This window comes from Lacrimispora xylanisolvens (assembly GCF_002934545.1).
GTDB classification, from domain to species: domain Bacteria; phylum Bacillota; class Clostridia; order Lachnospirales; family Lachnospiraceae; genus Lacrimispora; species Lacrimispora xylanisolvens.
The window spans coordinates 133998-159881 of record NZ_PTJA01000001.1; the positions used below are offsets into that span (position 1 = coordinate 133998).

At 42.3% G+C, this 25884-nt stretch carries 28 protein-coding genes and 2 tRNA genes; 24 read left to right on the plus strand and 6 right to left on the minus strand.

The annotated features are described in order from the left end of the window. Window positions 1-125 precede the first annotated feature (125 nt). From BXY41_RS00635 to BXY41_RS00645, 3 genes are all read left to right on the plus strand, one after another. On the plus strand, window positions 126-311 hold the full coding sequence (locus tag BXY41_RS00635; RefSeq protein WP_104433531.1) for a hypothetical protein: 186 nt from the start codon (window positions 126-128) through the stop codon (window positions 309-311). Window positions 312-501: 190 nt separating this feature from the next. Continuing rightward, on the plus strand, window positions 502-1050 hold the full coding sequence (gene spoVT, locus BXY41_RS00640) for a stage V sporulation protein T (protein ID WP_104433533.1): 549 nt from the start codon (window positions 502-504) through the stop codon (window positions 1048-1050). Window positions 1051-1062: 12 nt separating this feature from the next. Next, complete coding sequence (locus tag BXY41_RS00645; protein ID WP_104433535.1) at window positions 1063-1206, plus strand: AE-binding protein; 144 nt, start codon at window positions 1063-1065, stop codon at window positions 1204-1206. A 69-nt stretch (window positions 1207-1275) separates the two neighbouring features. Here BXY41_RS00645 and BXY41_RS00650 read toward each other — a convergent pair whose 3' ends face one another. Next, a complete protein-coding gene (locus tag BXY41_RS00650) occupies window positions 1276-2256 on the minus strand; it encodes a ComEC/Rec2 family competence protein (RefSeq protein ID WP_104433537.1) in 981 nt (326 codons plus the stop codon). 148 nt (window positions 2257-2404) lie between these two features. Here BXY41_RS00650 and BXY41_RS00655 point away from each other — a divergent pair, with 148 nt between their 5' ends. From BXY41_RS00655 to BXY41_RS00710, 12 genes are all read left to right on the plus strand, one after another. Continuing rightward, window positions 2405-2797 carry a MazG family protein gene (locus tag BXY41_RS00655; RefSeq protein WP_104433539.1) on the plus strand — a complete coding sequence of 131 codons (393 nt, stop codon included), beginning with the start codon at window positions 2405-2407 and terminating at the stop codon, window positions 2795-2797. A gap of 64 nt (window positions 2798-2861) precedes the next feature. Continuing rightward, window positions 2862-3164: an HU family DNA-binding protein gene (locus BXY41_RS00660; RefSeq protein WP_268875600.1), complete on the plus strand. Its 303-nt coding sequence runs from the start codon at window positions 2862-2864 to the stop codon at window positions 3162-3164. A 3-nt stretch (window positions 3165-3167) separates the two neighbouring features. Continuing rightward, window positions 3168-3407: an RNA-binding S4 domain-containing protein gene (locus BXY41_RS00665; RefSeq protein ID WP_104433540.1), complete on the plus strand. Its 240-nt coding sequence runs from the start codon at window positions 3168-3170 to the stop codon at window positions 3405-3407. 90 nt (window positions 3408-3497) lie between these two features. Beyond that, window positions 3498-3782 carry a sporulation protein YabP gene (yabP, locus tag BXY41_RS00670; protein ID WP_104433542.1) on the plus strand — a complete coding sequence of 95 codons (285 nt, stop codon included), beginning with the start codon at window positions 3498-3500 and terminating at the stop codon, window positions 3780-3782. A gap of 17 nt (window positions 3783-3799) precedes the next feature. Continuing rightward, window positions 3800-4156, plus strand: coding sequence for a spore cortex biosynthesis protein YabQ (gene yabQ / locus BXY41_RS00675; protein WP_104433544.1), 357 nt, complete (start codon window positions 3800-3802; stop codon window positions 4154-4156). A 17-nt stretch (window positions 4157-4173) separates the two neighbouring features. Next, window positions 4174-4497: a septum formation initiator family protein gene (locus BXY41_RS00680; RefSeq protein WP_104433546.1), complete on the plus strand. Its 324-nt coding sequence runs from the start codon at window positions 4174-4176 to the stop codon at window positions 4495-4497. A 206-nt stretch (window positions 4498-4703) separates the two neighbouring features. Further along, a complete protein-coding gene (locus BXY41_RS00685; protein WP_341457781.1) occupies window positions 4704-6119 on the plus strand; it encodes a SpoIIE family protein phosphatase in 1416 nt (471 codons plus the stop codon). A gap of 74 nt (window positions 6120-6193) precedes the next feature. Beyond that, window positions 6194-7570 carry a tRNA lysidine(34) synthetase TilS gene (tilS, locus tag BXY41_RS00690; protein ID WP_104433550.1) on the plus strand — a complete coding sequence of 459 codons (1377 nt, stop codon included), beginning with the start codon at window positions 6194-6196 and terminating at the stop codon, window positions 7568-7570. After that, entirely contained in the window at window positions 7563-8090 is a 528-nt protein-coding gene (gene hpt / locus BXY41_RS00695; RefSeq protein WP_104433552.1) for a hypoxanthine phosphoribosyltransferase, read from the plus strand. The genes tilS and hpt overlap by 8 nt, the downstream gene beginning before the upstream one ends. 12 nt (window positions 8091-8102) lie before the next feature. Beyond that, window positions 8103-9920, plus strand: a complete 1818-nt coding sequence (gene ftsH / locus BXY41_RS00700; RefSeq protein WP_104434587.1) for an ATP-dependent zinc metalloprotease FtsH — start codon at window positions 8103-8105, stop codon at window positions 9918-9920. Between the two features lie 367 nt (window positions 9921-10287). Then, window positions 10288-12348 carry a glycoside hydrolase family 13 protein gene (locus BXY41_RS00705; protein WP_104433554.1) on the plus strand — a complete coding sequence of 687 codons (2061 nt, stop codon included), beginning with the start codon at window positions 10288-10290 and terminating at the stop codon, window positions 12346-12348. Between the two features lie 88 nt (window positions 12349-12436). Next, window positions 12437-12518: transfer RNA gene (locus tag BXY41_RS00710), tRNA-Tyr, on the plus strand. A 67-nt stretch (window positions 12519-12585) separates the two neighbouring features. Here BXY41_RS00710 and nox read toward each other — a convergent pair. After that, the gene (gene nox / locus BXY41_RS00715; protein ID WP_104433556.1) at window positions 12586-13920 is read right to left on the minus strand and encodes a H2O-forming NADH oxidase; all 1335 of its coding nucleotides are present in this window, start codon (window positions 13918-13920) and stop codon (window positions 12586-12588) included. Window positions 13921-14113: 193 nt separating this feature from the next. Here nox and BXY41_RS00720 point away from each other — a divergent pair. The 4 genes from BXY41_RS00720 to BXY41_RS00735 all read left to right on the plus strand — a co-directional run bounded on the left by BXY41_RS00720 (window position 14114) and on the right by BXY41_RS00735 (window position 16384). Next, window positions 14114-14199: transfer RNA gene (locus tag BXY41_RS00720), tRNA-Leu, on the plus strand. Window positions 14200-14320: 121 nt separating this feature from the next. Continuing rightward, the gene (locus tag BXY41_RS00725) at window positions 14321-14728 is read left to right on the plus strand and encodes a MarR family winged helix-turn-helix transcriptional regulator (RefSeq protein ID WP_242980002.1); all 408 of its coding nucleotides are present in this window, start codon (window positions 14321-14323) and stop codon (window positions 14726-14728) included. Window positions 14729-14813: 85 nt separating this feature from the next. Continuing rightward, complete coding sequence (locus BXY41_RS00730; RefSeq protein WP_104433560.1) at window positions 14814-15674, plus strand: alpha/beta fold hydrolase; 861 nt, start codon at window positions 14814-14816, stop codon at window positions 15672-15674. A gap of 47 nt (window positions 15675-15721) precedes the next feature. Next, window positions 15722-16384: a zinc ribbon domain-containing protein gene (locus tag BXY41_RS00735; RefSeq protein ID WP_104433562.1), complete on the plus strand. Its 663-nt coding sequence runs from the start codon at window positions 15722-15724 to the stop codon at window positions 16382-16384. A 70-nt stretch (window positions 16385-16454) separates the two neighbouring features. Here BXY41_RS00735 and BXY41_RS00740 read toward each other — a convergent pair whose 3' ends face one another. Both BXY41_RS00740 and BXY41_RS00745 read right to left on the minus strand, forming a co-directional pair. Then, on the minus strand, window positions 16455-17819 hold the full coding sequence (locus BXY41_RS00740; RefSeq protein WP_104433564.1) for a sensor histidine kinase: 1365 nt from the start codon (window positions 17817-17819) through the stop codon (window positions 16455-16457). Continuing rightward, entirely contained in the window at window positions 17816-18535 is a 720-nt protein-coding gene (locus tag BXY41_RS00745) for a response regulator transcription factor (protein ID WP_104433566.1), read from the minus strand. Before BXY41_RS00745 ends, BXY41_RS00740 begins: the two co-directional genes overlap by 4 nt. A gap of 160 nt (window positions 18536-18695) precedes the next feature. Between BXY41_RS00745 and BXY41_RS00750 the strand changes: the two genes are divergently transcribed. The 4 genes from BXY41_RS00750 to BXY41_RS00765 all read left to right on the plus strand — a co-directional run bounded on the left by BXY41_RS00750 (window position 18696) and on the right by BXY41_RS00765 (window position 23248). Beyond that, on the plus strand, window positions 18696-19610 hold the full coding sequence (locus BXY41_RS00750) for an ABC transporter ATP-binding protein (RefSeq protein WP_104433568.1): 915 nt from the start codon (window positions 18696-18698) through the stop codon (window positions 19608-19610). Further along, on the plus strand, window positions 19610-20359 hold the full coding sequence (locus BXY41_RS00755; protein WP_104433570.1) for an ABC transporter permease: 750 nt from the start codon (window positions 19610-19612) through the stop codon (window positions 20357-20359). The genes BXY41_RS00750 and BXY41_RS00755 overlap by 1 nt, the downstream gene beginning before the upstream one ends. Window positions 20360-20363: 4 nt before the next feature. Then, window positions 20364-21098 (plus strand): ABC transporter permease, encoded by a 735-nt coding sequence (locus BXY41_RS00760; RefSeq protein ID WP_104433572.1) that lies wholly within the window; start codon window positions 20364-20366, stop codon window positions 21096-21098. Window positions 21099-21280: 182 nt separating this feature from the next. Beyond that, complete coding sequence (locus BXY41_RS00765; RefSeq protein ID WP_104433574.1) at window positions 21281-23248, plus strand: methyl-accepting chemotaxis protein; 1968 nt, start codon at window positions 21281-21283, stop codon at window positions 23246-23248. A gap of 27 nt (window positions 23249-23275) precedes the next feature. Here the strand turns inward: BXY41_RS00765 and BXY41_RS00770 are convergent, their stop codons facing one another. After that, on the minus strand, window positions 23276-24730 hold the full coding sequence (locus BXY41_RS00770; RefSeq protein WP_104433576.1) for a hypothetical protein: 1455 nt from the start codon (window positions 24728-24730) through the stop codon (window positions 23276-23278). 253 nt (window positions 24731-24983) lie between these two features. Further along, entirely contained in the window at window positions 24984-25376 is a 393-nt protein-coding gene (locus BXY41_RS00775; RefSeq protein WP_104433578.1) for a desulfoferrodoxin family protein, read from the minus strand. 67 nt (window positions 25377-25443) lie between these two features. Here BXY41_RS00775 and BXY41_RS00780 point away from each other — a divergent pair, with 67 nt between their 5' ends. Beyond that, window positions 25444-25875 carry a hypothetical protein gene (locus tag BXY41_RS00780; protein ID WP_104433580.1) on the plus strand — a complete coding sequence of 144 codons (432 nt, stop codon included), beginning with the start codon at window positions 25444-25446 and terminating at the stop codon, window positions 25873-25875. The last annotated feature ends 9 nt before the right edge of the window (window positions 25876-25884 follow it).

Here is a 25884-nt window from a genome sequence, read left to right on the forward strand (position 1 = left end):
CTAAAAAAATAAGGCTTGTCTGGTTGATTTTTCGGCATTTTGTGATATACTAATAGTAGAAGATGGGATTAAGTCCCGGATGCTTTCTTACTTCAATACATTTGTTTCGAAGAAAGGTGGTAGCTATGGACGTTTTAGGTATGTATCTTCTCCAACGAGTATCAGATGAATTAACCATTCAGCGCTATGGTTCTTTTGAAAACAGATTTGTGTCCCCTGTTCCCGATAATCCGGCAGCAAAAGTGGCACATGAGGCGTATATAACCTCTTCAAAAGAAGTTCCCCATCGTGTCAAACAAGGTGATTTTTAATCTGGGTATGGAACATCCCACTTCTTAAAATTTCATAATTTACTAATTAAAAATCAGGGTTAGACTTTATTAAAAGTCTGGCCCTGATTTTAAAATTTGGGAAAAATGGCAGACTTAAGTATAATCTGGTGTAATCGATGCAAAATAATATCAGTGATATAAAAATGCACAAGATGGAGGAATATTAAATATGAAAGCAACTGGTATTGTAAGAAGAATTGATGATCTTGGACGCGTGGTAATACCAAAAGAGATCAGACGAACACTCAGACTCAGAGAAGGAACTCCGCTTGAGATATTTACAGACAGAGAAGGCGAAATTATATTAAAAAAATATTCTCCTATGGTAGAGCTTACTGCATTTGCTTCCCAGTATGCGGAAGCAATGGCACAGACTACCGGACTGACCGTATGTATCAGTGACCGCGATCAGATTATCGCTGTGGCTGGCGGATCAAAAAAGGAGCTTCTCCAAAAGACCATCAGCAAGCAGCTGGAGACAATCATTAATGAGCGTACCGTTGTTGTGGCAGGAAAAGATGATAAAGGATTTGTAGCATTGACAGGAGAGACCCTGGAAGGCATAACGGCTCAGGTAGTGGCACCAATTATTTGCGAAGGAGATGCCATTGGAGCAGTTGCACTTTTAAGCAGAGAGCCAAGAGCACGCTTTGGTGATATGGAGACAAAACTTGCGACAACAGCTGCCGGATTTTTAGGACGCCAGATGGAAGGTTAAGGAGGTGAGAACATGAGGATTTTTATGCCCGAAGAGGATGACTACAGTGATGGCGATATCCCGGAGATTGATACGGACCCTTACAAAGACGGTTTTTATGTAGAGCCACTGCCAGAATCAGAAAGACCAAGAAGAGACGGTCCTGGAGGGGATTAATACAAAAAATGCGCAACTAAAAACGGCAGCCAGAAATTAATAGGCTGCCGTTTTGATGACGGGTCGTGATTAGTTGATGGTCTGATCGCCATCCTTAATACAATAGTTAACCTTTACACCCAGCTCTTCCATCCATTTTCTGGTCTCCAGGGTTTTCCAGTCGCCGCTGCCGATACCGCTGCCGTTATCATTATTCCACAGCCAGAGCGGACATGGCCATAATGCGATCTGGGGTTTAATGGCTGCGTATACTTCCCGGCTTACGCCATACTGTCCATGGTGGGACATCTGCACAATATCGCTTTTTAAATCAGCTGCGCTTGTCTCTTCCAAAAGAAGTTTTCCCGCCTCAGGCCCCATATCTCCCAAAACAAGAATGCTTACATTGTTTAAAAAGAATTTGTATGCAACAGAGCTGTTGTTTACTGATGTTACATCAAGCAAGTATGGGTTATTCAGTACCTTGGCCTTTATTGAGCCCACCTGGATCTCGTCTCCTTTTTTCACGGTATGGAGACTTGCTGCCGGGAGTGTAGATAAGGCAGAACGCAAATCCGTTACCAAAAGAGATCGGGAGGACTCTACCTTATCATACCAGGACTGGTCCGCAAGAGAATAGTAAACATTGTCAATTGTAATTTTACGATCTGGATTATTTAAAATTTTAACCAGTGCTCCCACGTGGTCGGAGTGGGGATGGGTGACAAACCAGGCAGAGACATGTCCGCCTTTTGAACGGATTACATCACTTAAATGATCCGCATCAATATCCCAGCCGCCGTCAATGACTACCAGAGATCCGTTCTTGTCCTGCAATACCATGGAAAGCATCTGACGGTTGTCATAATCTGCAAGAAGGGAAAGGCTCCCTCCGTTAAAGATCTTGCCGCCAGGGCCGATATTTAAGGAAGGACCAATGCCCATACGTACGGCTGTCAACTCATCGGCGGTACTTCCGGGCGTCACAATTTCAGGTGTAAATGCACTTAAAACGATGTTAATAAACAGCACGCAGGCGGCTATTTTTTTCCATATACTAAAATGTTTCATGTTAACCTCCGGTTTTATTTAACTGCACTTATTATAATAGAATCAAGGGATTTTTAACAGGGGTCCGGGACAAATGTCAGAAAAACGTCAGAATTGGAAACAGATTCCCCCGGTATGTGTTATAATCTGAAAAAAGGAGGTTCCGTGCATGTATACTTTTCAAGATTTAGTAGATATTACAAATAAACTGCGGGCGGAGGATGGTTGTCCCTGGGACAGAGAACAGACTCACGAGAGCTTAAAAAAGCATCTGGAGGAAGAGAGCCAGGAAGTATTCCAGGCAATTGACCATAAGGATATGGAAAATCTTTGTGAAGAACTGGGAGATGTTTTGTTTCAGGTAATGCTGCACAGCCAGATTGCCAAGGAAAGCCACTGCTTTTCCATCGACGATGTGGTGAATGGAATCTGTGAGAAAATGATCCGCAGACATCCCCATGTTTTTGGCGATAAAAAGGTGATTTCGTCGGAAGAGGGAGAGGCTGTCTGGAATGCGATAAAAATGCAGGAGAAGGCTCGCGAAAAGAGCAAAAAACCTTGACAAAAACAGGAGAAACAGCTATAAATGATATAGTAATCGTGTCAACGAGAAAATCAGTAGCCTGGTGCTACATTCTAGGAGGAAGATATCAATGAACAAAGCAGAGTTAATCGCGGCAGTAGCAGAGAAAGCAGAGCTGTCCAAGAAGGATGCAGAAAAGGCAGTAAAAGCTTTAACAGATGTAATATCTGAAGAATTAGTTAAGGGCGAGAAAATCCAGTTAGTTGGCTTTGGTACATTCGAAGTATCTGAGAGAGCTGCCAGAGAAGGCAGAAATCCTAAGAGCGGTGAAGTAATGAATATACCGGCTTCCAAGACTCCAAAGTTCAAAGCAGGTAAGGCATTAAAGGATATGGTGAACGCATAATCCATGAGACTTGATAAGTTTCTGAAAGTTTCCAGGATCATTAAGAGAAGAACCGTAGCAAACGAAGCCTGTGATGCAGGCCGTGTGCTTGTGAATGATAAACCTGCAAAAGCCTCCTTAAACATTAAGGAAGGCGATGTAATTGAAATACACTTTGGCACCAGTTCGGTTAAGGTAGAGGTTCTTGATGTGGCGGAAACCGTAAAAAAAGATGAGGCAAAAGAGCTTTATCGATATCTTTAGCCTTTGACTTGATACAAAAGTTTAATTTCAGGAATATTGGAGCTCGCCTCCTAATATACTTTATACAGGTATATTAGGAGGTTTTTCTTTATGGAAGAAAAGATAAGCGTACGCCCTCACAGGCTGACAATAGATAATCGTGCTTCCAGTACGATGACTGGAATACGGGACGTGGTATCTTTCGATGAAAACCAGGTGGTACTGGATACGGATATGGGGCTTTTGACTTTAAAGGGCAAGGATCTTCATGTCAGCCGGTTAACTCTGGAAAAGGGGGAAGTGGATTTAAACGGCACCATAGAGAGTCTTTTATATTCCTCTAACGAGGCTCTTAGAAGGTCAGGGGAGTCTCTTCTGTCCAGGCTGTTTAAATAAAATCCAGAGGGAGTCATATGAGCGTTCATATCGTATATGAAGTAAAACTTCTGCTCTACAGCTTTTTTACAGGTGCAGGGCTTATGATGACATATGACCTGCTTCGAATTTTCCGTATATTTATTCCTCATTCTTATGTATTTACAGGAATTGAGGACATGATTTATTGGGTTTATGCCGCGCTGGTGACATTTTCCCTGTTGTATGAACAAAATGACGGAGGTTTGAGAGGATATGTCATAGCCGGGGTTTTTCTTGGGATGTTTTTATATGACCGGCTGGTCAGCAGGTTTTTTTTAAAATCCTTGAAAAACCTTCAGAAATACCTTAAAATGATAATGCATAAGTGGATCCGTCCAAAGAGACGGCAGTAGGAACAACTGGTGATTGTATGAATAAGATGGGAAAGTCAAGAAGAAAAAGAAAAGATAGATGGGGCAACCGCATGACCTTGATTGGAATTACCTTTGTGGTATTCAGTCTGGCAGTGATTGTCACGATTGAAGGTGCTTCGCTCAAAGAAAAAGAACTGGAATATCAGTATCGCCTGCAAAATCTTCAGGCGCAGGTGGACAAGGAGCAGAGTCGTGCCAAAGAACTGGAAGAATACCGGGTATATGTCCAGACCAAGCAGTATGTGGAGGAAGTGGCAAAGCAGAAGCTGGGGCTTGTGAAACCCGATGAAATACTATTGAAACCATCGCAGAAGAAGTAGAATCTCTGCGGGTATCCCCCTATGTCTAAAAAACCTGGACATAATTAGAGGAGCACCCTGCGGGTATCCCTTGATGCCCAAAAAACTTGGACATAATTAGAGGAAACTGTCGTACAATTTTAAAAATGAATCAGCTGTTTTGACAAAATTTTCCCTCCTGCCTGTATATAATGGTTTAAAGCATGATACAGGCAGGAGGGATTTTTGTGTTCAGACGTAAGGCGGCACATCACGATATGGCTGATGTGAATGTATATACGGCAAAGAGATTAAACGACATGGCAAATTCGCTAGGGGAACTTGCCAGAGCGTGCACAGATGAGCTGTCCGCAGAACAGGGACTTACAAAGGAAGATGGGATAGCAGCACTGGAGACTGCTGCTGCAATGGTATGCGCAGGCTGCAACAAATGTATCGTATATCCCGGTAAGGAACAGGACAACCAGTATTATCTGCAGTATTTAATTCGTGCGTTTGAACAAAAGGGAAGCGTAGATTACGGGGACATGCCCCGTTTTTTTCTGGAAAGCTGTAAAAGAAGGGAAGAATATCTGGCTCACTTAAACAGGGGGCTTGGGCGGGCGACCATGAATCTTGCATGGAAGAACCGTTTTTTGGAAAGCAGGGATGCAATCATTGTTCAGTTTAAAGAACTGGCAGTGATTTTAGAAGAATTTTCCCATCAGGTGGAGCATGCAACTGACATTACACCGGAATGGGAAGAGGAGATCAAACGGGCTTTCCGCAAAAATCATATTGTGATAGAAAAAATGCTTCTCCTGGAATATGAGAATCAGCAGAGAGAGGCCTATCTCACTATGAGAACTTTAAATGGGCGCTGCGTCACGGTTAAGGAGGCGGCAGAGATATTAGAGGATGCCATGGAAGAAGGGGAGTGGACGGTTGCTCCTGACGGAAGAACTCTGGTTACCAGGTCAGCGGACACCATCCGCTTTGTTGAAAAGGGAGATTATCAGATTATCTATGGTGCTGCAAAGGCCGTTAAAACAGGAGAAGAGATTTCCGGAGATAACTATACATTTGGACAGGTTCAGCCAGGACAGGCTATTATGAGTCTGTCTGACGGCATGGGAAGCGGTAAAATAGCAGAGGAAGAGAGCAGACAGGTAATCGAGCTGACCCAGAGACTGCTGGAAGCCGGATTTTCTACCAGGGCGGCGCTGAAAATGGTAAATACCGTACTTCTTCTTACCGGACTAACCCAGCATCCGGCCACCCTTGACTTATGCTGCATTGATTTAAAGACCGGAATCATGGAGGCTATGAAGCTGGGAGCAGCGGCCACCTATATCCGCAGTGAGAGAGGTGTGGAACGCTTAGAGGCAGGCGAAGTACCCATGGGTATATTAAGTCCTGTGGAACCGGTGCTTTTATCCAAGAAGCTGTGGGATGATAACCGGATCATCATGGTAAGCGACGGCGTCTTAGATGCACTTCCTGCAGATGACAAGGAGCTGATGCTTCAGGAGTTTATTGCAGGAATGCCAATAAAGAATCCCCAGGATATGGCGGATCGGATTCTTTTATTTGCAAGATCATTTACAGAAAGTGCCGCCGATGATATGACGGTGCTGACTGCAGGAATATGGAAAAGAAAATAATAATTGCAACAGACATGTTTTACGGGTATATTTATGATAGAGAGGGGAGAAAATCAACTAAGGAAGGTGGCTGAATGTACAAAACGATTTTAGATTATGTCAGACGGAACCAGCTGTTTGACCGGGGAGACCGCGTGATTGTGGCGTTATCCGGTGGGGCCGATTCTGTCTGTCTTCTTGTAGTTTTAAACGAAATGAAGCAGGAGTTTGATCTGGCTTTAAAGGCAGTGCATGTTCATCATGGATTAAGAGGAGAAGAAGCGGACAGAGACAGTAACTATGCCGGGGAACTCTCAGAAAAACTGGGAGTGCCCTTTTCCTGCGCTCATGTAGACGCAGCAGGCTATGCAAAAGAGCATGGAATGTCTGTGGAGGAAGCAGGAAGGCATTTAAGATATAAGATTTTTGAAGAAGAAAGATTATTATTCGAGGGAACGAAGATTGCGGTGGCTCATCACGGTGATGATCAGGCTGAGACCATATTGTACAATTTATTCCGGGGTACCGGATTAAAGGGTCTGGGTGGAATGCGGCCATTAAGAGACCGGATTGTGCGGCCTCTGCTCTGTGTAGGAAGAGAGGAAATTCTTGCATATCTCAGCGAAAATGGGATATCTTATTGTGAGGATTCCACCAACAGTGAGACCGAATATGCCAGAAACCGGATCAGGAAAGTGATCCTTCCCCAGATTAAGGAACAGCTCAATGCAAGGGCAGGGGAGAACATTATCCATGCAGGCTTAATGGCGTCGAAAGCAGATGCCTACCTGGAAAAACAGGCAGACAGCCTGCTGACCAATCATGGAGATTTGAAGAAAGACAAAGACGGAACCGTTTATCAGTGGGGAATCGGAACTGAACTACTCTTAAACGAGGATGACATCATAAGGGGTTATGTAATCCGCCAGATGATTAAAGGTGTCAATGGGTCCATGAAAGACATTACCATGATTCATGTGGAAAGCGCGGCAGCGCTTCTTTTTGGTCCTGCAGGCAGGCAGATTGACCTTCCCGGAGGACTGATTGCAGTCAGAACCGGGAAACAAATGTGGATAAAAAAGAAAAATGTCGAAGATCTGGTGGATAACCACCTGGAAGTTTCTCTCCCAAATGTTGATTTTTCTGTATTTTCCTACAAAAAAGGCATGGAAATTCCCAAAAACGGGTATACGAAATGGTTTGATTATGATAAAATCAAATGTGCACTTTCTGTGAGGTATCGGGAAACCGGAGATTACATGACGCTGGCCGGGGGCGGAAGAAAGACTTTAAAGTCTTATCTGATCGATTCCAAGGTTCCCAAAGAAGAACGTGGAAAAATTCCCCTCGTAACGGAAGGTTCCCATGTTCTATGGGTAATCGGATACCGGATCAGTGAATACTATAAGATAACAGATGATACCCATACAGTAATACAAATGCAGCTAGACGGAGGAAAAGTTAATGGATGACAAGATACGTGTAATGTTATCAGAGGAAGAGATAGCAACAAGAATTAAGGAAGTAGCAGAAGAGATCAGCAGGGACTATGAGGGAAAACCTCTTCACCTGATTTGCATTTTAAAGGGAGGCGTTTTCTTTACCTGCGAACTGGCAAAACGGATTAGTCTGCCGTTAACCATGGACTTCATGTCTGTTTCCAGCTATGGATCCGGAACCGTATCAAGCGGAATCGTGAAAATCATCAAAGATTTGGATGACCCAATTGAAGGCAAGGACGTATTGATTGTGGAGGATATCATTGATTCCGGCAATACTCTTTCTTACTTAATCGAGGTGCTGAAACAGAGAAATCCAAACAGTGTTGAGTTATGTACCCTGCTTGATAAACCGGAACGACGGGTGAAGAAACAGGTTGAAGTGAAATATACCTGCTTTACCGTACCGGATGAGTTTATCATCGGTTATGGTCTTGACTACGATCAGATATACAGGAATTTGCCATATATTGGAGTGATAGAACAGCAATAAGGAGGCAGCATGTTGAAACAACAGCAACCATTTAAAGGCTTGGGATTCCTGCTCCTTCTGGCTATAATGCTATTATTTGCCAGCAGACTGCCCCAAAAGAGCGGAATCATTACAAACCAGGAACTCATGCAGGCGATTGACAATGGGACCATAACCTCAGCGACAGTCAGACAGAACGATCCGCCGCCAACCGGCAGAATCGAGATGGTCATGACTGACAATTCATTAAAGCAGGCCAATGTATCCAATGTGATTGAGATCCAGGATCTTCTGGACCGGAATGGAATTACCTACACAGTGGATGCAGTCCAGAAAGAGAATCTTTTTCTTGTCATAACCCTACCCATTATTTTAACGGCAGTAGCCCTGGTTTTTCTGTTTATGTTAATGAATGCCAGAGCCGGAGCCGGCAGCGCCAATGCCAAGATGATGAATTTTGGAAGAAGCCGTGCTCATCTTGCAAAGGATGCCAATAAAATAAACTTCAGCAAGGTAGCTGGACTGGAAGAGGAGAAAGAGGAGCTGGAGGAAGTTGTGGACTTCTTAAAGAATCCTCAAAAATATACCGGCGTGGGAGCCCGTATTCCCAAGGGAATTCTTTTGGTAGGACCTCCCGGAACAGGAAAAACCCTTCTTGCTAAAGCAGTGGCTGGAGAAGCGGGTGTACCGTTCTTTTCGATTTCCGGTTCGGATTTCGTTGAGATGTTTGTGGGTGTTGGTGCATCCCGTGTCAGAGATTTGTTTGAAGAGGGAAAGAAGCACGCACCGTGTATCATCTTTATCGATGAGATCGATGCAGTTGCACGCCGCAGAGGAACCGGAATGGGCGGCGGCCATGATGAAAGAGAGCAGACATTAAACCAGCTTCTCGTTGAGATGGACGGTTTTGGAATCAATGAAGGAATCATCGTAATGGCAGCTACCAACCGTGTGGATATTTTAGACCCGGCTATTTTAAGACCCGGACGTTTCGACCGTAAGGTCAGCGTAGGGAGACCGGATGTGAAGGGAAGAGAAGAGATCTTAATGGTTCATTCCAAGGAGAAACCTCTGGCGGAAGATGTGGACTTAAGAAGAATCGCTCAGACCACAGCCGGATTCACAGGTGCAGATTTAGAGAACCTGATGAATGAAGTAGCTATTTATGCAGCAAGACATGGGAAAAAGTATATCAATCAGTCTGATATCGATAAAGCCTTTGTAAAGGTGGGAATCGGTGCGGAAAAGAAAAGCAAGGTTATTACGGAGAAAGAGAAGAAGATTACGGCCTACCACGAAGCAGGGCATGCAATCCTTTTCCATCTGCTTCCGGATGAGGGACCGGTTCATACCATATCCATCATACCTACGGGAGTCAGTGCTGCCGGTTATACCATGCCTCTTCCGGAAAGTGATCATATGTTTAACACGAAAGGCAAGATGCTGCAGGATATTATGGTGGATCTGGGCGGAAGGATCGCAGAAGAGATTATCTTTGGCGACATCACCACAGGTGCTTCCCAGGATATCAAGCAGGCAACAGCTCTTGCCAGGGCTATGGTAACCCAGTATGGAATGTCTGATCAGGTTGGAATGATCAATTATGATAATGATGGCGATGAGGTATTCATCGGTAGGGATCTGGCTCATACCAAGAATTATGGAGGCCAGGTTGCCAATACCATTGATAATGAAGTGAAGCGAATTATTGATGAATGCTATGAGAAGGCAAAGGAAATTATCTTAAAACATGAAGATGTTCTTCATGCCTGCTGTAAGCTGCTGATGGAAAAGGAGAAGATAGGCCAGAAAGAATTTGAAAGCCTGTTTCCTGCTGAAGCAGAAGTCTGATGACGAAACTTTGATTTGAGATAAAAGCGCAGAGATCCGGTAAAATATCTAAGTTTTTGCCTGCGAATCTGCGCTTTTTTGTTGCCTGTGGAGAATGGGTGAAAAAATGCATAAAAAAATATTAATAAAAAATTGATGTTTGTGCACACTTATTTTCTCAGGCGTGGTATATTAATAAACGTAAACCCCCCCAATACATTATATAGTTTTTGCTACACCCCATAAGAAACGAAATACCTTCTCCGAAAAACGGTCAGCTACCCCGCTGGCCGTTTTTTATTGCAATTTAGAAAAAGGCGGGGTTGTATAATTGAATCCAATCAGATAAAATGGTAATAGAGTAGATGGGAAAGGATAGGAAGAATCTATGTGCTTCCAGGCAGAGGCGTTAAATTTAGATGCATTATTCACCGATGAAACTGAAAGCTTCCGGTTTCCTTCGGAACCTGAGGAAGGAGATGAAGTAGTTCTTCTCTTCCGGACGGCAGCTAATAATGCAGATTCTGTAAATTATATTGAGACCGGAAGTCCGTCCGGTTTTGCCATGATTAAAACAGATTCAGACGATATGTTTGATTATTATGAATACAGGCTGAAGGCGGGAGACTGCCCCATCCAATATTGTTTTTCAGTAACTAAGGGAGATATGATGTGCTATTACAGCCGTCTCGGCCCTGTCTGGCAGTATCCGGATACGGGCTGGTTTACCATCGTACCGGGATTTTCCACACCTGACTGGGCGAAAGGCGCTGTGATGTACCAGATATTCGTGGATCGTTTTTACAACGGGGATCGCTCCAATGATGTGGAAAAAGATGAATATCTCTATATCGGACAAAGAGTCATGGCAGTGGATGACTGGGATAAATATCCGGATCAGTTTGATGTGGGCTGCTTTTATGGCGGAGATTTACAGGGGGTCTGGGATAAGCTTGACTACCTTGAAAATCTAGGGGTTGAAGTCATTTATTTAAATCCCATATTTGTTTCACCTTCCAACCACAAGTATGATTGTCAGGATTATGATTATATAGATCCCCATTACGGTGTGATTGTAAAGGATGGAGGAGAGGTGCTGACTCCGGAAGCTTCTGATAACCGTAGTGCTACCAGGTATATGATCCGCACAACGGATCGGGAAAATTTAAAGGCCAGCAATGAGTTTTTTGCCAGATTTGTGGCAGAAGTCCATAAGCGCGGCATGAAAGTGATTCTGGACGGTGTATTTAATCACTGTGGTTCATTTCATAAATGGTTAGACGGAGAACGGATTTATGAACTGTCAGGGAACTATGAGCCGGGAGCATTTGAATCGGAAAACAGTCCTTACCAGTCATTTTTTAAGTTTTTTGAATCAAAATGGCCATACAATGATTCTTACGATGGATGGTGGGGGCATTCCACTCTGCCAAAGCTTAATTATGAGGGATCTGAGACCCTTTGCCGTTATATCCTGGATATTGCCGCTAAATGGGTTTCTGAGCCTTACAACGCCGATGGGTGGCGTCTTGATGTGGCAGCAGACTTAGGCCACAGCAGCCAGTTTAATCATAAGTTCTGGAAGGACTTTCGAAAAGCGGTTAAGGCAGCAAATCCCAATGCCATTGTCCTGGCGGAGCATTACGGAGATCCATCTGGATGGCTCCAGGGGGATGAATGGGATACTGTAATGAATTATGATGCATTTATGGAGCCTGTCTCCTGGTTTTTAACCGGTATGGAAAAACATAGCGATGAGAAAAATTTAAAGCTTTTGGGAGATGGTGAGACATTCTTTCATTCCATGAATTACCATATGAGCCGTATGATGTCAGGATCAATATTAACCGCCATGAACCAGCTCTCCAACCATGATCATTCCCGGTTCCTTACAAGAACCAATGGAAAGACAGGCCGTACCTCAACGGAAGGACCCGAGGCTGCTTCCCAAGGGATCAGCTATGGCATATTCCGGGAAGGTGTGATGATTCAGATGACCTGGCCGGGAGCACCTGCCATTTACTACGGGGATGAGGCTGGTGTCTGCGGTTGGACAGATCCGGATAATCGGAGAACTTATCCGTGGGGAAATGAAAATCTGGAGCTGATTGAATTTCACAGATATATGACTGAGCTGCATCGAAGTCTTCCGGCACTGCGCATTGGTTCATTAAAATCCCTTCTTACAGGAGATCACCTGATTGCGTACGGGCGTTTTTTTAATAATTGTATCTGTGCAGTTGCAGTGAGCAACCATATGAGTGAGCAGGAGGTTTCCATACCGGTGTGGCAGCTTGGTATGAAGGATGGTGAGACAATGTCCCGGGTTATGCTGACGTATGAGAGTGGTTATAATGTAGGTAAGATCTCATTTGCAGTGGAACATGGCTGCGTAAGTGTTTTAATGCCTCCGTTCAGTTCAGTTTTACTGGTGGGAGACAGGGAATAACTTGTACATTTTTATTAGAATTTTTTAAAAATACCTTGATTTTTTAACTTGTCTATGTTAAAATAACACTCGCTTGATGATAAAGCATGGGCGGATTCCCGAGTGGCCAAAGGGGGCAGACTGTAAATCTGTTATCGACGATTTCGAAGGTTCGAATCCTTCTCCGCCCATTAAAAAAAGAGCGTTATAAAAGACGGTGTGTTCCAGTGGACACACCGTCTTTTTCATATTACCAGATTATTCTGCCTGTAGTGCTGCCATGGTAAAGTAATTGTATGGCTTATTAAAATGTGGCAGGAAAAAGATATCTGTCAGCTTTAACCGGTCGATGGTTACCTGCTCCTGAATGGCAAGTGAGAACATGTGAATTGCCATGGAGATATCATATTCAGAACACATCTGTGCACCTAAGACAATCCGTGTCTTTTTATCATATACAATCCGGATTTTAACTTTATAATTATCATGCTGGATGAATGCAGGTTTCTGCGTATCTTCATAATCAGCTGCAGCTGCATCATAACCCAGCTTTTTCGCTTTTTCCAATGAGATTCCGGTAGATACCATCTTCAGATTCCAGATACAGATACCATTGGAGCCCTGAACACCGATGGATTCAAGGGGGGTGCCGCAGGCGTTATGAGCTGCCACGATACCGGAGCGGACCGCATTGGTTGCAAGCGCAATATAGTTGGTAGCCTGAATGGAATTATCAAATACAGTAGCACAGTCTCCGATGGCATAAACATCAGGTATACTTGTCTGCTGATGTCTGTCAACCAGATAAGCACCATTCTTAAACAGTTTAAGATTATCTTTGCCCAGCTGGCTGTTAGGCTTAAAGCCAATTCCCAGGACTACCATATCCGCTGCATACTCATTTTTATCTGTTACAACCTTTTCTACTTTACCGTTGCCTTTCAGGCTGGTTACAGTTTCTTCATAGGCGAGCTTAATTCCATGGCTCTCCAGATTTTTGGACATAATATCTGTAAATTCACGATCGTAATAACCAGACAGACAGGTACTCATGTTGTCAATTAAAGTGACTTTCTTGCCAATCCGGTTAAATGCTTCCGCCAGTTCCACACCGATGTATCCGGCACCTACAACAACAACATTGCGGATCATGGATTCGTGAAGCTTCTCAATGACTTCCTTGGCGTTCTGATATAATTTAACGAACTGAACATTGGCAAGATCTGTACCCTCAATGTTTGGAGAGATGGGAAGTGATCCGGAGGCAATAATCAGCTTGTCATAAGGCTGCTGATAACTCTGTCCATCTTTTCCTGTTGCAAATACCACCTTCTTTTCAAAATCAACATGATAAACGATGGTCTCTAAATAAACTTTTGCGCCTTTCTGTTCAAAAATCTCTTTGCTGCAATAAAACAGCCCATCTGGTGATGTGATCTGGTTTCCGATCCATAAAGCCATACCGCAGCCTAAAAAACTGATATTGTTATTGGAATCAAATATTGTTACTTCTTTATCTTTATAATTATCTAAAATAGTGTTAATTGCAGCAGTACCTGCATGGTTTGCTCCGATTACTACGATGCGCTCCATAAAATACCCTCCTTAGTGGATTTTTTTTTATTATATCACATCGTTAAAATAAAAACAATTACTATTATTGATAAAAACAATCTTTTTTATTTCCTTTTTCAGGATGAAATAAAGTCGAAAATAGTTGACAAGTCAGATATGATTTTGTATAATCTCTATGTTGTGCAGTGCGCAAGCATTGTATTCAGTTGTTGCCGGCGTGGCGGAACTGGCAGACGCACAGGACTTAAAATCCTGCGGGCCTAATCGCCCGTACCGGTTCGATTCCGGTCGCCGGCATAAGGAAAAGGGCTGTTGTACTTTTGGGTACGACAGCCTTTTATAATGCAAAAAAATTCCGCTTGACAATACTTTTATATAAAACTATTATAGTACTATGAGAGAACAAGACATTATATCAATGCTGTCCAAGATCAGGGCGCAGGCAAATAAATTTATTATCGATAAAATGGCGGATTATGGAGTGCATGAATTGGCACCGTCCCATGGAGATATTATTTTTACATTACTCAATACAGAAAGAATTACCATGAAGGATCTGGCAGGTTCCATTAAAAAAGATAAATCAACGGTGACTGTGCTTATAGAAAAACTGGTCCGTTTAGGATATATAAAAAAGGAACGGGATGCGGGAGATAACAGGATAACCTATCTCTCCCTTACGCAAAAGGGAACGGATTTAAGACCTATGTTTGAGGATATTTCAAAGAATCTATTTGAAACTGTATATAAAGATATCCCAAAAGAAGAGCGGGAAGCCCTGATGAAATCCCTGGAAAAAATCAACCGGAATTTTAGCGATATTTAAAAAATATAATTTAACAGAGCTTTAAAAAAATTGTATTTTTTTAATAAAATAGTTTTATATAAAACTAATAGAAGGAGAAAGACATATGGGAAAAATTTTTAGGGAAACAGCCAGTTTAAGCAAAGCAGAATTGTTTTATTATGATACAAAGGAAGAAAAACCGGTGATTATCTGTATCCATGGAATGTATGGCAGAGCGGAAACCTGGAGTGATTTTATTATTCATTACGCAGATCGATACAGAGTAATCGCGCCAGACTTAAGAGGGCATGGTCGAAGCAGTAAACCGGATGGCTATTATACCATTGATGAAATGGGAGAAGATATCAGGGAACTGATGGAGATGCTTGGCATAGAACATGCCATTCTTGTGGGGCATTCCATGGGGGGAGGTATTGCGGGATATCTTGCTGCCAGGTATCGCCATATGGTTAAGGCGGCAGCTATTCTGGATAAGACGGCGAAGGGGCCTGAAAAGCACGCTCCTATCTTGTCAAGTCAGGTAAAAGAATACGATGCCTTTACAAAGGAGTGGCGCGAAACATTTGACACAAGAAGAGAAGCTTTGGAGTGTATAAGAATGTCATCAGGCTCTGAACTGGAGACAGAGTATTTCGTTAATAGTTTATATGAAGATAAATCCGGATATCACTTTATGTTTTCAAAGCAGGCGTTAGCCGCATATCGGGCGAATAATTATGACTGGATGGATCTGCTTTCTCTGATTACATGCAAAACATTACTTATAAAGTCGGCAGGAGAAGGATGTGTCACTAAACAGGATTTTATGGAAATGGAAGCATGTTTAAAAGATGCCATTGTTTATACGATGAGCAATACAAACCATAATGTGCATTTGGCAGAAAAGGAAGAGTTTTATCAGGTATTTGACCAATTTTTGAATTACATTACGCAACAAAAAAATAAAAGTTGTGGAAATAAATAGCCTTCTTATGTATAATTAGAAGAAAACAAAAGAGGGGCTGAGTAGAAATGTATTGCAAGAAATGCGGGCAGGAACTCGCGGAAGACGGAATGTTTTGTGTTCATTGTGGAACAAAACGGGAGGTTGTAAGTTTAGATGAAGAAAGTAAGTCTGATCCTTTAGAAATAACTCCTAAATCAAAGAAATTCAATATGAAACAACAAGTAGGTGCAATGATAATTGTTCTGGCTATAGCAATTTTTGCATTAATCGGATGGCAGTATTCATTGGTAAACAGGGCGAAGAGCCTTTATGACAAAAATGATTATGAAGCTGCGTATAAAACACAAAAAAGTATTATGAACCCTGCATCTTTAGGTGATTATAAAGACAAAATTGATGTTATGTATCACATTACAGTGGATTATAACGGTTGGAAACAAATAAAAACAAATGACACATTACAGCAAGTATTTGCATGGTCTACTCTAAATAAATGCGTTGGATATTCTATGATTGCTCAGGAATCAGGGTGCATAGATGAAGTTGTTTCCATGGCCAGCGATGTTGCTTTGTGGCTGCATGAAAGAAATTATAATATTGAGGATAATTTGAAAAAGCAGTACAAAAAGAGTAGTTTCGATTTCAAACCATTGAGTGATACTGCAACAGATAAGGAAGTTGAAGATATTATTGACACGTATGCGATCCTGGTTCCAGGCAGTAATTAATAAGAAGAGCAGAAGCTATCTTAAACAGTACAGCGTTTAAAATAACATCTGCTTTTATTTATAAAATCTGCTATGTTTTTTCCGGCAAAGAAAGGGTCACCTGGCATCCTCCTCCTGTAACATTGGAAAAAGAGGCAGTGCCGTTATGAGCTTTCATAATCTGTCGGACGATGGTTAGCCCCAATCCGTGATTATCCAGTTCCATTGGTTCTATAGGATGATTGAGGCACTTCAGCGTCTGCACTGGAAATCCGGTTCCATTATCTGTAACGGAAAGGAATGCTGTCCCGGATCCCGTGTTCAGCTGGATTGTAATATCACAGCCATCTGGATTATGTCTTATGCTGTTCAAAGTTATATTAGTAATGGCCCGCTTTATCAGCTGGCTGTCCCCGATGATAGAAATATTCTGTGCATTCTCATCTATTGATAAACTCAGTGTATGTCTGGGTGAACAATTACTGTTTAACAGTTCTGCGACAATACTGCGGATAAGAGGTGCAAGCAGAAATTCTTCTTTTCGTATGGGCTGCATATCATATTCCAGCTTGGAGGCCAAATTCAGATCATTGATTAAAGCTTTTATTTTCTGGCATTGAATCCGTATTGTAACAGCAAGTTCCTGCTGTTTCTTATTTAGAGTATTGTCTTCTTCCATCTGGCCTGCATATCCCATAATTACAGACAGGGGAGTCCGGATGTCATGGGATATGCCCGCAATCCATGTGGTGCGGGCATTATCCCGTTTATTCAGGGCGGACTCCTGCCGGATCAGTTGGGCTGATGCATGATTGATACCCGTAGCCAGATCTCCCAGAATCCCCTGAGCCGGCAATGAAACGGGTTGCATCCGAGCTAAGCTCTCAATGCCTGCGGTCAGTTTTTTTAAAGCTAAAAACAGCCGGTAACCGAAGAGCAGGGCAAGTAATACAGCGGTTATAAGATTTAGAATTAGTAGCGCAGGTATGAGGATTTCTGAATTGTTGACTAATTTCATTGGAAGTTCCAGACCGATTTTCCACATGCTGTTTTTAGGGCTTCCAACTACGAAAAGTCCGTTTTCATGCTGCCAGACCTTAACTGGATAGTCTTTTAAGTACCAGCGGGATAACCCTGCCACATCAGTCAGCTTATAATTAAGTGGCACATCAGAAGGCAGATCCGTACTCCATGCAACCGCACCTTTCTCATCTATCAGCATAGCCCATTGCTGTTTATTCTTAAGTTCCCTGGCAACGGGTTCAGAAAGTGAATATATTCCATCAGCCTCTGTTAACTCTTCTGCCATCTGTGAAACGGTGTAGTTTTTTCCGTATTCACTGGCAGATTGATATAGCCAGACAGTCAGAACTGTAAAGTTAATAATGAGCAGAATTATGGCGGTAGCCGCAGCTGAAAGCACATATCTGGATAAGATTTTCATTAAGCTTTTCAAGACGATGTCACCCCCACCAGTTTATAACCCAGTCCTCGGACGGTAATTAGAAATTCAGGGTCGGAAGGTTCCGGCTCTATTTTTTCGCGCAAACGCCGAATGTGGACCATAAGTGTATTTTCATATCCATAGAGAGGGTCTCCCCATGCTGCAAGGCAGAGGCTGTCTCCCGTCACAATCTTTTCTTTGTTATCAAACAATTTCTCAAGGAGTGCAAACTCCTTTGCTGTAAGTGTAAAAGTTCCTTTTTCAGAAGTAATAGAGCCGCTGTTTAGATCGATCATTGTCTTTCCCAGATAAAAGACAGGCTTCTCCTTTTGGTTTAGCACAACTGGAAAATAGGTACGGTTTAAGACTGCATGCAGCCGCAGGATCAGTTCTCTTGGCAGAAATGGTTTGGTGATATAATCATCTGCACCCAGTCCCAGGCCCAATAGGCGGTTCTCATCTTCATCTCTGGCAGAAAGAAACAAAACCGGAGCCGCAGAAATAGAGCGGAATTCACGCATCAGTGAAAAACCATCGCCGTCTGGAAGAGAAACATCCAGTATTACTCCATCTGGTTTTTCAGAAGTAAACAGCAGACGAGCGTGGCTGCAGTCTGCCGCAGAAATGATCTTTTTAAAACCGCTTTGTCTTAACATGCTTCCAACCATTCTGCGTAGCTCTGGTTCATCATCAACAAGAAGGAGTTTACAGTCAAAGATATCATTCATTGCATTTGTTCCTTTCTGTTTTTATAGCTATCATTATAACCGAATTATTAAAAAATTTAACAAAAAAACAAATGTTTAAGGTAAATGTAAGGTCACCTACAGGCTGGTGTAAGGCAGCATTGTTAGACTGAAACCATAATAAACAGAGGAGATTAACATTATGGCAAATATTATTACCACCAGTGGACTTTGCAAACAATATGGAGCTGCTATGGGAGTAAAGGATTTAGATCTTTCCGTACCAGAGGGGGTGATTTATGGGTTTCTGGGACCAAATGGAGCAGGAAAATCAACAACCATGAAAATGATACTGGGGCTGGCAAAGCCAACCAGGGGAACCATTATCGTATTTGATAAAGAGGTAAATCGAAGAAACCGTCTTGCTATTTTAAAAGAGACAGGTTCTCTCATTGAAGCCCCCAGCTTCTACGCCCATCTGACGGGAAAAGAAAATTTAAAGATTATCAGTACCTTAAAAGAACTGCCGGACAGTGAAATTGACCGGGTACTGAAGTTTGTCCGTCTGGAGGATCAAAAAAACAAAAAAGCAGGTCAATACTCTCTGGGAATGAAGCAAAGACTTGGTCTGGCCGGGGCATTGCTTGGTAATCCAAGGCTTCTGATTTTAGATGAGCCCACCAATGGACTTGATCCGGCTGGAATTCAGGAAATACGGGAACTGATTTGTTCCCTTCCTAAATCCTTTGGTATAACAGTGATGGTTTCCAGTCATTTGTTAAGCGAAATTGATCAGATGGCGGGACATATTGGTGTTATATCAAGAGGAGAATTGGTTTTTCAGGATCGGCTGTCCGCGCTTCATGACAGAAGTGAAAGCCGTATTGCAATTCGTACGCTGGATAACATAGCGGCTGGAAGTGTATTAAGCAGCCAGGGAATTGCATATCAGGAACAGGAAGGCTACCTGCTGATTCCTAAATTAAATGATAATCAGCTGGCAGGGTATTTTATTAGATTTTTAAAAGAAGACATTGGTGTTGTCCGCATAGAGGAGCGAAAGAAAACATTAGAGGATATATTTTTGGAATTAACAGGAATGGCGGTGAAGCTTTGATGAAAGGAATACGTCTTGAATTTTATAAATTACGGAGGAGAAAAATCTGGGTTATTATTCTGGTGCTGCTTGTAGTACAGTGTCTTTGGGGGATGTGGGCATTTCGGAATATGGATGCAAAAAAGCTATCTCAGGGTTATATGCAGTGCCTGTACCATTTTTCCGTGTTAAATACGATCATGATGCCGATGATTGCAGCAATAACGGCATCAAAGGTCTGTGATCTGGAGCATAAGGGACAGACCTTTAAGTTTCTCTTGACAGTCATGCCGGCGGGGGCCTTATTTGATGCGAAATTTATCTGCGCTTCCATGTATATGGTAGCAGTAGGCGTAGCCCAGACGGCCTTTATTATGGTTCTGGGTAAAGTGGCAGGATTTACGGAGACATTTCCGCCAGGCTATCTGCTTTATTATTTGATTATAACAATTACAGTGACTGTTGTAATTTTAGCAATTCAACAGGCATTTTCTCTATTGTTTACCAATCAGATGGTTTCTTTTGTGATTGGGATTACAGGAAGTTTTGCGGGGTTGTTCAGTTTATTTCTTCCCCGGAATATACAAAGAGGGATTTTATGGAGCTATTACGGAGTTTTAATGCCAGTAAGAATGAATTGGGACAGCCAGACCAGGATAGCAGATTTGCAGTATATTCCTGTGGACTGGAGCAGTTTCTGGCTGCTTATGGGATTGTTTGCAATGATCTATTTCACTGGACGGCGGTGTTTTGCAAGAAAGGAGCGTTGAGCTGATGCTGTGGAAAGTAATTCGTGGGGAACAAATGAAGCTGAGGAGAAGTCCTGTATGGCTGGCATTCTTTATTTTGCCTGTTCTCCCTGCATTTATGGGAACATTTAATTATTTGCAAAATATTGAGATTTTAAAAGATGGGTGGTACAGTCTGTGGACTCAGCACACCCTGTTTACCTGCTACTTCTTTTTGCCTGCAACAATTGCTGTGTATTGCTCTTACCTTTTTCGTCTGGAACACACCAATCATAACTGGAATTGTGTGATGACGCTGCCTGTTTCTGCACTGCATTTATATCTTGCAAAGCTTATTATGGCATCTGCAATGGTAATAATGACTCAGCTATGGGTAGGAGTTTTGTTTATTATCTCAGGAAAAATGTCAGGACTGTCAGGTCCGGTTCCACCAGAATTAACCGAATGGCTGGTGTACGGAGCAATAGGAGGAATTGTTATATGCGGAATTCAGCTTTGTATTTCTCTTGTAGTTAGGAGTTTTGCTGTACCGGTGGGAATTGCAATGGCAGGAGGAATACTTGGAATTGGGGCTCTTTCCAAAGGAGTCGGTGCATTTTACCCTTATACACTGTTAAGTCTCGGCATGAGAGCTAACAGCCCCGGCGGTTCTATGGCATGCAGTCAGGTACAGTTTATGGCAGGAAGCCTGTTTTATTTAATAATTTCTGCTTTGGTAGCAATTTTATGGCTGAGTAACACAGATGTAACGACTGAGTAGTCAGCGGTTCCTATTTGGGGTTCCTATAGTGTATGTATTATACAACAATTGTGTAAATAGTTGGTAAAAATTGTAAAACATAGGTAAAGTGTCTATGCTAATCAGAATATTATCCGTTATAATGATCCTGTCTCTTTCCATAATGGAATAGAACAACACGTTTATAACGGAGGACAGCAGAAATGAAAAGACATCAGACGGGAATAAAGAGAGAATTGATCTTGTTTACCATGGGCTGTATTATCTGTATTGTATTAATATTATCCGCAGGCTCTGTATATCTTTCCTACGATTTAAACCGCAGAACCTTAAATAAGTGTCTGAAGGAGACATCAGAGCTGGTATCAGAAAAAATTACACAGCAGTTAAAAGAGTATTCGGTTATAGCAGAATCCATTGCCCTTTATCAGAAAGGGAATGCAGCGCGGGGAGGAAATATCGGACTGTTTTTAAACATGTCCAGTTCCCAGTATGGCCTCAATAAGATTGATATTCTTTCCAAGGACGGAGTTTCTATTGTAAACGGAGATTCTTATGCCCAGGATCCGGCGTTTTTGCAAGTGGCAGACGGAAAAGGCTCTTTATCTGATCCAATTGTAAAAGAAGGCAATGTTTCTTATGAATATATTTATCCTTACGGAGATATTGTAGTGGTGCTTGAATTTCCTTACTCCATATTTGATGGTATTATAAAGGACACCAAGCTTGGTGACACTGGAATTACTTATATGATCAACCGGGAAGGCAGAAAAATGGCACATGAAGATTTCTCCCTGGTTTTAGAAGGTCAAAATGATATTGAAGATGCAAAAAAGAATCCGAAGGCATATGGAGAAGCGGCAAGTCTGGAGCGTTCCATGATAAATGGAGATGCAGGCTTTCGGTTTTTTAAGATAAAAGGGGAGAAAAAAATCGGTGCATATACTCCCATAGCAGATACAAATGGCTGGTCTGTCAATGTGACAGCAAAGGAAGCAGAATTTATGTCAGGGGTTACCGTTTCCGTGCTGGGTTCCCTGGTTCTTGGAATTGTATCCATGCTGCTCGCAGGACTGGCTATGCTTCATATTGCAAACAGAATTACAAAACCCATTGGTCAGGCGGCAGAGGCGATTGAACGTTTATCAGGAGGCGATCTAAACCTGGAGTTGTCTGCACGGCGAAGTGATGAGATTGGTCAGATTGTACTGAAGGTTAATGAGATGGCGGGAAAATACAAAGATATAATCTCAGATATATCCCGGTTTCTTCATGAATTATCCTGCGGTAATTTACAGGCAGAAAGCAGCTGCCAGTATCCCGGAGAATTTAATGGAATACGGATATCTATGGAAGCGATTGCTTTACGTCTGAGAGAGACCATGCAGAGAATTAATGCTTCTGCAGATGAGGTGACTGTGGGAGCTGGCCAGGTTTGGGATGGAGCACAGGAACTCGCAAAACGGTCCTCTGAGCAGGCGGGCGCCATAGAGGAACTTCAGACTGCCATGGATGGTGTTTTCAGGCAGTCAGTAAAAAATGCGGATTATGTAAAGAAGGCCTCTGCATATGCAATAGAATCCGGGAAAAAAGTGGATGAAGGTAATTTACATATGCGCAGCTTAAATCACGCCATGGAAGAGGTGGATCTGACTTCCAGAAAAATCACAGGAATTACAAAGCTGATTGAAGATATTGCGTTTCAGACCAATATACTTGCTTTAAATGCTGCGGTGGAAGCGGGGCGTGCAGGGGCAGCAGGAAAAGGGTTTGCAGTGGTTGCGGGTGAGGTCCGTAACCTGGCTGCAAAATCAGCAGAGGCTGCAAAAGAAACCAAGGGACTGGTGGAACAATCGGTAAATGCAGTTTCAAAGGGCAGACTTCTGGCTGAAAATACCGACCGGATCTTAAAGGAAATTGCAGGACAGGCAGGAATGACAGAAGAGGTAATCAGGGAGATTGAAGCCTCCTCTATGGATCAGGTACAGGTGATGGAACAGATCAGCCAGAGCCTTATGACCGTATCAGAAGTTGTTCAGTCCAATATGGAAACTGCAAGGGAAAGCTCCGGCTCCAGTGAACGGCTGGCTGGTCAGGCACAGGCTCTTCAGACTGAGGTGTCCCATTTTCGGGTAAATGAGAAAGAGAAGCAGATTGAATCAGACCAGTAAGAAGTCTGATTCAACCTGCTTTCATTATTAAATATAGAAATCGACTGCAGAATAAGAAAACTGTTCCGTCAGGGTTCTTCCGCCTGAAGCAAAAAGCAGTTCAATGTTTTTCGTATTACCGCTTTTTAAGCTGTCTGTAAAACGGTCAATAAGAATGGAATATTTCTCGTAATCAGAAAGCTCCTTTACATTGGTTGCATACTGGGGGATGTTATCAAACTGCTCCCAATAGAGTTTTTCGGAATAGAAACCACCCTTGCTGTTATATTGGCTTTTAAAATCACTTACTGCCTGCTGGGCGCCCTTTTGAAATGCTGCTTTTATGTCATTGCTATCCTGATACTGATCCAGTGTATAACGATAAATCCTGCTTATCGCCTCTCTGTTTAATGAATGCTTTATCCCTGGTAAATTCGTTCTGTCTGCAGCATTGGCCAGGTTCTCGTCAAGGCGGTTTATATATTTGTCCATATAGACATTGGCTGAGTTTTTTATAAGGGAAGACATCTCTGCACCAATGCCTGTTTTTCTTATTAATAAATCTGTCTTCATTGACTGAAGCGCCAAATCCAGGCCGATGCGGGTTTCTTCGTCGGGAAATAGTTCCATTTGTATGGAATTGTATTGCTTTGAACTTTCTGAGGCAAATAATCCTGCAACAGCAAGATCCCGGAGAGAGTATGTACTGCTTTCAGCATCAGAACTGTCGGAGGTTTTTAATGTGCTGTTTTTGGATACGGCGTATTCCCGCAGCCTGGCTGCCATGTAGGAATCATCGGTTCTCAGCCACTCTTCACCCTGGTTTTCAATACCAGAGTAATCACCAGCTTCTTTTAACATGTCCTCATATTCAGCAGTTCGGTTTTCAATTCCTGAAAGCATGCTTTGATACATCTTTTCTTTTGAATCACTGGAACCCAGGGATTCGTAAAAACTGCCAACAGTCTTGGAGTATGAAGTTGCGAGAGTTTCTTTTGATTTCTGATAGAGATCTTCAAGTCGGGTCAGATTCTCTTCTTTTTGGGTTCCGGTAAATGAGTTTTGTATGTAATCTTTTAAATAAACATATCTGGAAGATAAGTAATCTACCTTGTTATTAAGTTTATCCGCATTATTAAAATCAATTTTCATATCGCTTAAATCGCTTGTCAAGCCGAACCAGTCGATATCCTTTGACTTTTCTGCCTTTGCCAGGTATTGGGCGTAGTCTTTTAGTTCATCAGCAGTCACTTTATCTCTCTGAATAAGGCGGAGCGGCGAATCGGAATTGTCGATAACGGTTCCGTCCTTGATCTTTATATCTGCCCGGTACTGCTTCATATATTGGTCAAGCAGCGCATCCTCCTTTGTGTAGGAATCCTTTTCAGATGGTGATTGAAAAATTATCCTGCTCAAAGATTCATCTCTTGGTGCGATTTCATAAGAAGTAATTCCTTTTAAGTATTTCATTTGGTTTCCGTTAGATAAGCTTGATATTCTCATATGTCCTCCCTTTAATCTTTTGTATGGTTCTGTAAAAAATTAAATAAAAAACTCCTCACCAAATAAAAAATCCAGGTGAGGAGTAAACTTCAGTTCTCTTAAAAAATGTTTCAACACATTCGATTTCCGGTATTGATATGATAGTCCCCCAGACCATAACTATTGTTTGCAACGTTATTTTCTCATATACGCATATCTCGTCGTCTAGAGTAAATTATAAACGATGCCACCGTCTGTGTCAACAAAGGTACCACTATGCCTCTGTCTTCCAGAAGCCGTGAAGATTACATACCGCATATGCCGCTTTAGGAGAGTCTCCTTCTTCTAAAGTGAAGTGGGCGATTGGCTGGCAATCAGGGGTTAAATGAATTCTCATCATACACCCGGCGTTTGTTTCAAGCATAATACAGGTAATGCTGTGTTCTGCTGTCATAGGGTGAAGCACGCTTCCCACTGAGATGGTGACATGAAGACCATTTGTCTCCAGAACAGGAGCGTGCTTTTCCGCAGCTCCATCGGATGTGTTGGGTTCTAACACCTCAAAGGGTTTTAAGCTGTCAGGAATGGCGGCATTGGGTGTTCCCAGAATTGCTTCCAGTATGACATTTCGATTCTTATCGGTAAAAAATAACGGTTTTTGTATCATTGTTTTCCTCCTGTCATAAATTCTTCTTTTTTGCCTCATACTAATAAAAAAGAAAAGAGGTGCAGGTATGAGTGCTGATGCAGAATTACTTAATTTCATTTATCAGAATTCCCAAATGGGAGTGGAAACATTACACCAACTTTTACCAATGACGGATAATGAGGCTTTTAAAAAGCAGCTTCATGCACAATTGAAGGAGTATACCGGTATTCATGAAGAGGCGAAGGAGCTGTTAAACAAAAATGGATGCCAGGAAAAAGAAATAGGGCAGATTCAAAAAATCATGACCTACTTAGCCATTGATATGAAGACCATGACTGATAAAAGTGCTTCTCATATGGCTGAGATGCTGATACTTGGCAGTGTACGGGGTATTATTGACTGTATCAAGCGAATCCGCCAGTATGAGGGAGATGCTGAAAAAGAAATTGTGGATTTGATGAAGCGGCTGCTGAAATTTGAAGAAAATAATGTGGAACAGCTGAAGTCATCTCTTTAGTCTGTTATA